Genomic DNA, 8,235 nt, shown 5'->3' with positions numbered 1-8,235 from the left:
GACGCGGCAGGCGTACGCGAAGGCGCGGCAGGGGGTCCGCGAGGCCCGGATGGACACCGACTGGGTGTCGACGGTCCACCCGACGCGGAGCCTCGCCCAGCAGGCCGGGATGGCCTACGAGGAGTATCAGGAGTTCGTCTACGACGCCGTCCTCCGCGACTGGGAGGCGCTGGCCGACGAGATGGCGAAGATGAAGGACATCCTCGACGACGGCGAGGAAGTCCGGATCGTCACCGAGCGCGACGACGCCCCCGACACCGACGTTCGGATGTCGATCGCGGGCCGCACCGCGGTCAACTCCGCCGCGTCGGTCGCGTACGACTCCCACAACCTCCCCTCCGGCGAGGTGTTCACCGCGCCGTACGACACCGCGGGCGAGGTCTTCTTCGACGTGCCGATGACCATCGACGCGACGCGCGTCCGGAACGTCCACCTCACCTTCGAGGACGGCGAGGTCGTCGACTTCGCCGCGGAGGCGGGCGAGGACGCGCTCGCGAACGTCCTCGACACCGACCCCGGCGCGCGGCGGCTCGGCGAACTGGGGATCGGGATGAACCGCGGGATCGACCGGTTCACGGACTCGATCCTCTTCGACGAGAAGATGGGCGACACCGTCCACCTCGCGGTCGGCCGCGCCTACGACGCCTGTCTCCCCGAGGGCGAGTCCGGCAACGAGAGCGCGGTCCACGTCGACATGATCACCGACGTGAGCGCGGACTCCCGGATGGAGGTCGACGGCGAGGTCGTCCAGCGGAACGGGACGTTCCGGTGGGAGGGCGGTTTCGAGGCGTAGGTCAGGAGAACGGTAGCTCCGTAAGAGAAGACGGGACTGTCGGACCCGTCGAAATACTCAACTGGTGATATGTTCTTAGAGGTGTGCTGAATACAGAGTGTATAGCAATAAAGGCAGACACAGGGGATATCAGGTAGCTGATGTGCTCGTTTTCGCCTACATTTCGAACGAGCAAACACATCGTAATTCCGGAACAATTTGGATGGCAAACGGGCAAACACCACCACCACCGTTTCCACAACTGCGAGATTCAACAGGTCGGCTACTGAAGCTACGTCTCACAGGGTGTTGGTGCTCTGGACACAGTTTCTAAATCCTGTGGCTTCTCTTGGAAGGCTTTCTCTGAGAAGCTCAATAGAGAATTCTTGTGTAGAAATCCACAAGCGGATCTAATTGGCGTAAGACGACCGGCTCCACCTCTCCATTCGTCAGCCAAATCTCATCTCAAGATCATCTGTTTGAGGATCTAAACTCCTCATCCACGCCCGAACCGCTCCTATTGGCACGAGATATACCAACAGCAATACAAGCCGCGAGGGAAGGTCAATGACTGCCACTATTACACCGCCCACAATCACAAAGGTGACTGGAATAAATGCGTAGAACATGACGAATAGCACCTCACCAACTGGAGCAAACGCAAACTGTACCGCGTCCTGCGGTGACTTATCCTGATACGATTGATCTACAATGAAGTATCGCCAGACTTGTCCCAACTGAAACAAGGTAATGCCGATAATCGCAACTCCAACCGAGCGGGGTAGTGCCGAAACTACATCAGAGTTCGAAAAGATACCTATCATGAGCGCCACAATCAGGACTCCGGGGAAAATTGACTTGTATCCAATATATCTGATATTTCGTCTGTAAACAGGTGGAAGTAAGGAAATTGGCTGAAGTGTAGTAGGTTTTGTGTCCCATACGTCTCCATCACGGTCATCTATTGGTTGCGGAGTAAACAGCCCAACGATAAGAAAGATAAAATGTATAATTGCTATTTCAATGAGATATGTTACAACGATCTCAATGAGGCCCCACTCAAGCACAATTACTGCAAGAATGAGTGCGAAGTTCAGAGTGAGGTGAAATACGAACCCACGGGACTCTGTGAGCACTCCGAGGATCATTTCAGTAACTGAGGTCAAATTGTTCTCCCTCATCGGCACGACTGGTTATTTAATACCCATTAATCTGCTCCGCTAGTTATAATAGTTCGATATATGAGTACACTAACCTCTTTCAGGGAATTAAATCTGGCTTTCTCATCTAATGGTCACTCAGTTGTATACTGAATAGGACGCGCTCGCTGTGCTGAATAGATTCTCTGTATTTCGCACGGAGGTTGTATCAGTCCCCGAGGATTTCAACAGAACCAAATCGCCAGAAACGGGCGGATCGCGGTTACGCCGTCGCCGCCTCGATAGCGGCCTCGAGGTCGGCGACGATGTCGGCGGGGTCCTCGATGCCGACCGAGAGTCGGATCATGTCGTCGGTGACGCCGGCGGTCTGCTTCTCCTCGTCCGTCAGCTGCTGGTGGGTCGTCGAACTCGGGTGGATGACGAGCGTCTTCGCGTCGCCGACGTTCGCGACGAGGGAGGCGAGGTCCGCCTCCTCGACGGTCGCCCGCGCGGCCTCGTAGCCCGCCTCTAGCCCGAAGGTGAGCATCCCGCCGTAGCCGCCCTCAAGGTACTCGGTCGCCTCCTCGTGGGTCTCGTGGCTCTCCAGACCGGGGTAGTTCACCCACGCGACCTCGTCGTGGTCGGCGAGGTACTCGGCGACGACGGCCGCGTTTTCGCAGTGGCGGTCCATCCGCAGCGGGAGCGACTCCGTCTGCTGGAGCGTGTTCCACGCGTCGAACGGCGACTGCTGGTCGCCCAAGTCGCGCAGGCCGCGGGTGACCGCCGCGAAGGTGAACGCGGCGTCGCCGAACCGCTCGGCGAAGTTGATCCCGTGGTAGGCGGGGTTGTCCTGTGCGATCTCCGGGTACTTCTCGGCGTGGTCGGCCCACGGGAACGAGCCGCCGTCGACGACGACGCCGCCGACGGTGGTGCCGTTGCCGGTGAGCCACTTCGTCGTCGACTCCCAGACGAGGTCCGCGCCGTGGTCGAGCGGCCGGCAGAGGTACGGCGTCGCGAACGTGTTGTCGACGAACAGCGGGACGCCGTGGTCGTGGGCGATGTCGGCGATCCGCTGGATGTCAGGGGTGACTAAGGCCGGGTTCCCGATCGTTTCGAGGTGGACGTAGGCGGTGTCCTCGTCGATGGCCTCGGCGTACCCCTCGTAGTCGAGCGGGTCGACGAACCGCGTCGAGACGCCGCGGCGCTCGACGGAGTGGGTGAGGTAGGTGTAGGTGCCGCCGTACAGCGCCGACGAGGAGACGATGTTGTCGCCCGCGGACGCGAGCAGGAACGTCGTCACGTCGAGCGCGGCCATGCCCGAGGCGGTCGCGACCGCGCCGACCCCGCCTTCGAGCGAGGCGATCCGCTCTTCGAGCGCGGCGTTCGTCGGGTTCATCAGCCGCGAGTAGACGTTCCCCGGCTCCTCTAAGGCGAACAGGTCCGCCGCGTGGTCGGCGTCGTCGAACTGGTAGGCGGTCGTCTGATGGATCGGCGTCGCGCGGGCACCGGTGGCCGGGTCCGGCTCCGAGCCGGCGTGAACGCTTCGCGTGCTGAACTTTCGGCCGTCGTCCCCGTCGTCGGATGGCATGGATCGGTGTTCCGTCGCTGCGTAGTTAAACCCGGTCGGCCTGTACCGCCGTTTCCGGTTTCTCGGATGTCGCCGAATCGGTTCGGCTTTCGATCTCGTGGCAACCGTTAACAGCGTCGCGCCGTAACCTCAAGTATGGGAACACAAGGTCCGCGCGGCGGGTCCGCCGAGTTGGCGGACGTGATGGACGAAGTCCCCGACGGCGTCTGGCAGTACCTCGCGCTCGGGGTCGCCTTGGTCGTCGGCTTCGCCCTCCTCTCGCAGAGCCTCGTCTACGGCGTCGCGGCGCTCGCAGTGTTGCTCGCGGCCGTCACGGTCGTCAGCGCCGTCGAGATCGTCGACGCCTACGACAAGGAGGCGCTCACCGTCTTCGGCGAGTACCGGAAGCTGCTCGAACCCGGCGTCCACCTCATCCCGCCGTTCGTCTCCCGGACGTACCCGTTCGACATGCGGACCCAGACGATCGACGTGCCGAGCCAGTCCGCGATCACGCGCGACAACTCGCCGGTGACCGCGGACGCGGTCGTCTACATCAAGGTGATGGACGCCAAGAAGGCGTTCTTAGAGGTCGACGACTACAAGAACGCCGTCTCGAATCTCGCGCAGACCACCCTCCGCGCCGTCATCGGCGACATGGAGCTCGACGACACGCTCTCGCAGCGAGAGCTGATCAACAACCGGATCAACGAGGAGTTGGACGAGCCGACCGACGAGTGGGGGATCCGCGTCGAGGCCGTCGAGGTCCGCGAGGTGAGCCCCTCCCAAGAGGTCCAGCGCGCGATGGAACAGCAGACCGGCGCGGAGCGCCGCCGCCGCGCGATGATCCTCGAAGCGCAGGGGGAACGCCGCTCCGCGGTCGAGCAGGCGGAGGGTGACAAGCAGTCGAACATCATCCGCGCGCAGGGTGAAAAGCAGTCGCAGATCCTCGAAGCGCAGGGGGACGCCATCTCGACCGTGTTGCGGGCGCGGTCCGCCGAGTCGATGGGCGAACGCGCCATCATCGAGCGCGGCATGGAGACCCTAGAGGAGATCGGCAAAGGCGAGTCCACCACGTTCGTCCTCCCGCAGGAGCTGACCAGTCTCGTCGGTCGCTACGGCAAGGCGCTCTCCGGCTCCGACGTTCAGGACATGGAGGGGCTCGACAGCAAGGAGTTCGACAAGGAGACGGAGAAGCTGCTCGGCTTGGAGGACATCGAGAGCGCTCTCGAGCAGCTCGACACCGTGGCCGACAGCGACCTGCGGACCGACGAGACCCGGGACGCGGACACGGCCCGCGACGTCGACCTCGCCAAGCAGGAAAAAGAGACCCGCGAGGCGGACCGCGACATCGAACTGGAGAGCGAGAGCGAACGGCCCGGGACGTAAGCCCGACTCACGGCTGCCGCGAGTTGTCGACAGAGAAGATTGCCGCCACCGCGACCGCGCCGCCGATGCCGCTCGGTTCGCCGACGTTCCCGGATCCGAAGGCGTCGACCATACGGACCGGGACGCCGATCTGGAGTCGAAGACGGAGACCGGGACGGCAGGCGAGCCGACTAGGGGTAGCGATCAGCTCTCACAGGCCCGACACTCGAGGATATCTCGACTGAATTTCTGTGCAGCGTTCACGCTGTTCTGATAGTAGAGGCTCTTGACGCCTTTCTTCCAAGCTTCTATGTAGAGCTGATTGATCTCTTTGACGCTCACTTCACTCGGGTCGATCGAGACGTTCACGCTCTGTGATTGGTCTATGTACTTCTGTCTCTGTGCCGCTTGGTTTATGATCGCCATCTGCGGTATCTCTGCGAAGGTCTTGAACACGTCTTTCTCTTCGTCCGTCAGACACTCGAGATGTTGAACGCTCCCGTCTTTATTTGCGATGCTGTCCCAGACTTCGCGGGTGTCTTTGCCCCGCTCGGCCAGTATCGCCTGAAGGAATCTGTTCTTTTGCGTCGACTTTAGCTTCGCACCGTCTCGCACGAAGTAGTTCGATTTCAGCGGCTCGATGCTCGGACTCACCTGACCCAGAATGACGCTGCTCGATTTCGTCGGAGCCACGCTCATCGTCGTCGTGTTTCGCCTCCCGTAGCCCTCGAGAACCTCCGGCTCCCCGAACTCATCGGCGAGCGCTTCGCTCGCCTCGTAGCTCCGCTCTTTGATGGTCCGGAATATCTCCCCGTTCTTCTCCATCGCCTCCATGCTGTCGAAGGGGATCATGTTGCTCTGGAGATAGCTGTGCCACCCGAGGACGCCGATCCCTATCGCTCTGTGTCTCTTCGCGAACCGCACGGCCCGCTCCATGAACTGTACGCCCTCCGTGCGCTCGATGAACTCCTCCATCACTGCGTCCAGGAACCGCGTCAGTGTCTCCACTGCGTCGGTATCCTTCCATTCGTCGTAGTGGAGAGCGTTCATGCTCGAGAGACAGCAGACGAAGCTCTCGTCCGCCGTGGCCGGGAGCGCTATCTCGGTACACAGGTTGGACGCGTTTATCTGGTACCCCTTGTCCTTGTAGACCTGTGGCTTCCCCTCGTTCATGTTCCCCCGGAAGATGATGTACGGGACGCCGATATTGATCCGGGTCTCGATGATATCCGCCCACGTCTCTCGCTTCTCTTCGTCGCCGTCGATCATCGCCTGAAACCAGTCGTCACCGATGATGACGCCGTAGTAGATGTCCTGTACCGGATCTCCTTCGGTTTTGATATTAAGCCACTCGTCTAAGTCGTCGTGTTCGACGTCGATGTAGCCGGCGAACTGCCCTCGGCGGGTTTCGCCCTGGCTGATGACGTTGATGATCGTATCGAACAGCTCTGTGAAACTGTAACTTCCGTTGCTCTTGCCGTTGTTCGTTATCGGACTTCCCCGCGGCCGCAGCTCGCCGAAGTAGCCGCTCGTGCCCCCGCCCTGCTTTGTCATCTCACCCACCTCGGCTTGGGTGTGGAGAATGCTCTCGATGCTATCCTCCATGTAGCTGCCGAAGCAGCTGATAGGAAGACCTCTGTCCAGTCCGAAGTTGGACCACACCGGGCTCGCGAGACTGTAGAAGCCGCGGCTCATGTACTCGTAGAACTTGTCCGCGAACCCTTCCTCACCCAGAATTTCTTCGGCGCGCTCCGCTATCTGTCTGACTCTCTCTTCCGCCTCGACGCCCTCGAGTAGGTATCCCTCTCTGAGAAACTCCCTGCTGTCCTCGTTCAGCCAGTAGAACGGTTCGGTATGCTGTTCCGCGACGCTGTCGAGTTCTGTTTGTGCCATTGTTAGAACATGTCCTCGGCGGTGACGCTCTGCGTGTGTTTGTTGTACGTGGTCGACCGCTTGCTGAAGAAGTCGTTATCTTTCGTCATCATAATGTCCTCGTCGAACCAGCGCGTCTCCTCGAGCAGGTCGTCGTCCGTCTCGAATATCGGTTCCACGCCGACGTTTTCCAGACTCTGATTGAACCGGTCTCGCAGAAACGCGTCGACGTGCGCCCTGGGAAGAAACTCCAGCTCGCCGTCATCGAATATCCAATCTAGGATCTCCGTCTCTGCCTCGTAGGCCTGCTGACAGGCTTCTTGGACGTCGTCCTCGAAATCGTCATCGAAGAGGTCCGGGTTCTCCTCCCTGATCGTCTCCACCAGTTCGATCCCGAACAGACCGTGGATCTGCTCCTCTTTGCTGGTTGCTTCGACGGCGTTCGCTATTCCCTTGAACTTCTTTTCGTGCTTGTCGAAGCTCGTCATTATGAGGAACTGGCTGAACAGCGATACGTGTTCGACGAACGTACTGAAAAGCAGGATGCTCATCACGTACTCCCGTTCGTCGTCACTCTCGCTCTTCTCCAGATACTCATCGAGATACTCGATCCGTTCTTCGATCGCCGGCTCCGCAGTCACCTGTTCGAAATCGTCCGTGATTCCTAAAACGTCGAGGAGATGACTGTAGGCGTCCATGTGCCGTACCTCGCTTTCCGCGAAGGTCATACCCACATTCCCGACCTCAGCTTTTGGCATCTCCTCGTAGATGTCCGACCAGAACGTCTTCACCTGTACCTCGATCTGGGCGATAGCCAACATCGTCCGCTTAATAACGGTCTGTTCAGCAGGAGTCGTGTTGACCTTGAAGTCTTGGACATCTCCGTCGAAATTAAACTCCGTGTGTACCCAGTAGCTGTTCCGGATCGCCTCAACGTAGTCGAGAAACTCGCTGTACTCGTAGGGCTTCAGCTGTTTTCTCTCCGAGAAGATGTCCGTCTCGATATCTGTACCCGTACTCGCGTTCGTGTCTGTGTTTTCGCTTTCACTCATCGTTGGCCGTCTCAAACGTGACCAATTGCGTTGGATTGTCGCTGCCACTGTCTACGTCAGTCCGGTGAGTCTGACCGCAGTCGTGTTGCTCGAGAGACGGTCTTACAGCGTACGTGAGTTTAGCCGCGTGAACCGTATCTGACCACACAGACTCTACTGGTATAAGTATTACCAACAAGATTGTAGTATAACAAGTACACTTTCACAACGGGAGATCGGAGTCACTCCTCCGATCCACGAACGGGCGGTTCCGAGACGGGGACTGAGCGGTGATTTCCGGTTACGGTCGGTCGCTACAGTGCCCAACTGGCGGCGTCAAGCTCCACGCTAGTCCCGTTGCGAGGGCTCCGCCGAGCAGTTCGGCGAGAAGTACGAATTCGGAGCCGGGCGTAAGCGAGAGACCGACAAGACGTGAGACTCGGACAACGTCGACCTCGCTCGGCAGGAGGCGGCGACCCGGGAGGCGAG

6 protein-coding genes are annotated in these 8,235 nt (G+C 59.8%); 2 read left to right on the top strand and 4 right to left on the bottom strand.

Annotated elements, in window-relative coordinates:
* Positions 1 to 793: aminopeptidase (locus BN903_RS10770; protein WP_048077730.1), on the top strand; the 793-nt coding region annotated here is incomplete at its 5' end.
* Positions 794 to 1,221: 428 nt separating this feature from the next.
* Here BN903_RS10770 and BN903_RS10765 read toward each other — a convergent pair.
* Positions 1,222 to 1,953, bottom strand: a complete 732-nt coding sequence (locus BN903_RS10765) for a hypothetical protein (RefSeq protein ID WP_048077729.1) — start codon at positions 1,951 to 1,953, stop codon at positions 1,222 to 1,224.
* A 241-nt stretch (positions 1,954 to 2,194) separates the two neighbouring features.
* Positions 2,195 to 3,499 carry an O-acetylhomoserine aminocarboxypropyltransferase/cysteine synthase family protein gene (locus BN903_RS10760; RefSeq protein ID WP_048077728.1) on the bottom strand — a complete coding sequence of 435 codons (1,305 nt, stop codon included), beginning with the start codon at positions 3,497 to 3,499 and terminating at the stop codon, positions 2,195 to 2,197.
* Between the two features lie 135 nt (positions 3,500 to 3,634).
* On the opposite strand from BN903_RS10760, the gene BN903_RS10755 reads away from it, so the two are divergent.
* Complete coding sequence (locus BN903_RS10755) at positions 3,635 to 4,864, top strand: SPFH domain-containing protein (RefSeq protein WP_048077727.1); 1,230 nt, start codon at positions 3,635 to 3,637, stop codon at positions 4,862 to 4,864.
* A 183-nt stretch (positions 4,865 to 5,047) separates the two neighbouring features.
* On the opposite strand, the gene BN903_RS10750 is transcribed toward BN903_RS10755, so the two are convergent.
* Both BN903_RS10750 and BN903_RS10745 read right to left on the bottom strand, forming a co-directional pair.
* Positions 5,048 to 6,736 (bottom strand): ribonucleoside-diphosphate reductase subunit alpha, encoded by a 1,689-nt coding sequence (locus tag BN903_RS10750; protein WP_048077726.1) that lies wholly within the window; start codon positions 6,734 to 6,736, stop codon positions 5,048 to 5,050.
* A 2-nt stretch (positions 6,737 to 6,738) separates the two neighbouring features.
* Entirely contained in the window at positions 6,739 to 7,767 is a 1,029-nt protein-coding gene (locus BN903_RS10745) for a ribonucleotide-diphosphate reductase subunit beta (protein WP_048077725.1), read from the bottom strand.
* Between the last annotated feature and the right edge of the window lie 468 nt (positions 7,768 to 8,235).

Source organism: Halorubrum sp. AJ67 (genome assembly GCF_000513435.1).
Note: the sequence above shows the minus strand (reverse complement) of the source record. Positions and strands in the feature narration are given on the sequence as shown.

Bases quoted from the DNA above. Each gene is read 5' to 3' on its own strand.
- BN903_RS10745 (WP_048077725.1), bottom strand. From the start codon at position 7,767: ATGAGTGAAAGCGAAAACACAGACACGAACGCGAGTACGGGTACAGAT.
- BN903_RS10750 (WP_048077726.1), bottom strand. From the start codon at position 6,736: ATGGCACAAACAGAACTCGACAGCGTCGCGGAACAGCATACCGAACCG.
- BN903_RS10755 (WP_048077727.1), top strand. From the start codon at position 3,635: ATGGGAACACAAGGTCCGCGCGGCGGGTCCGCCGAGTTGGCGGACGTG.
- BN903_RS10765 (WP_048077729.1), bottom strand. From the start codon at position 1,953: ATGAGGGAGAACAATTTGACCTCAGTTACTGAAATGATCCTCGGAGTG.
- BN903_RS10760 (WP_048077728.1), bottom strand. From the start codon at position 3,499: ATGCCATCCGACGACGGGGACGACGGCCGAAAGTTCAGCACGCGAAGC.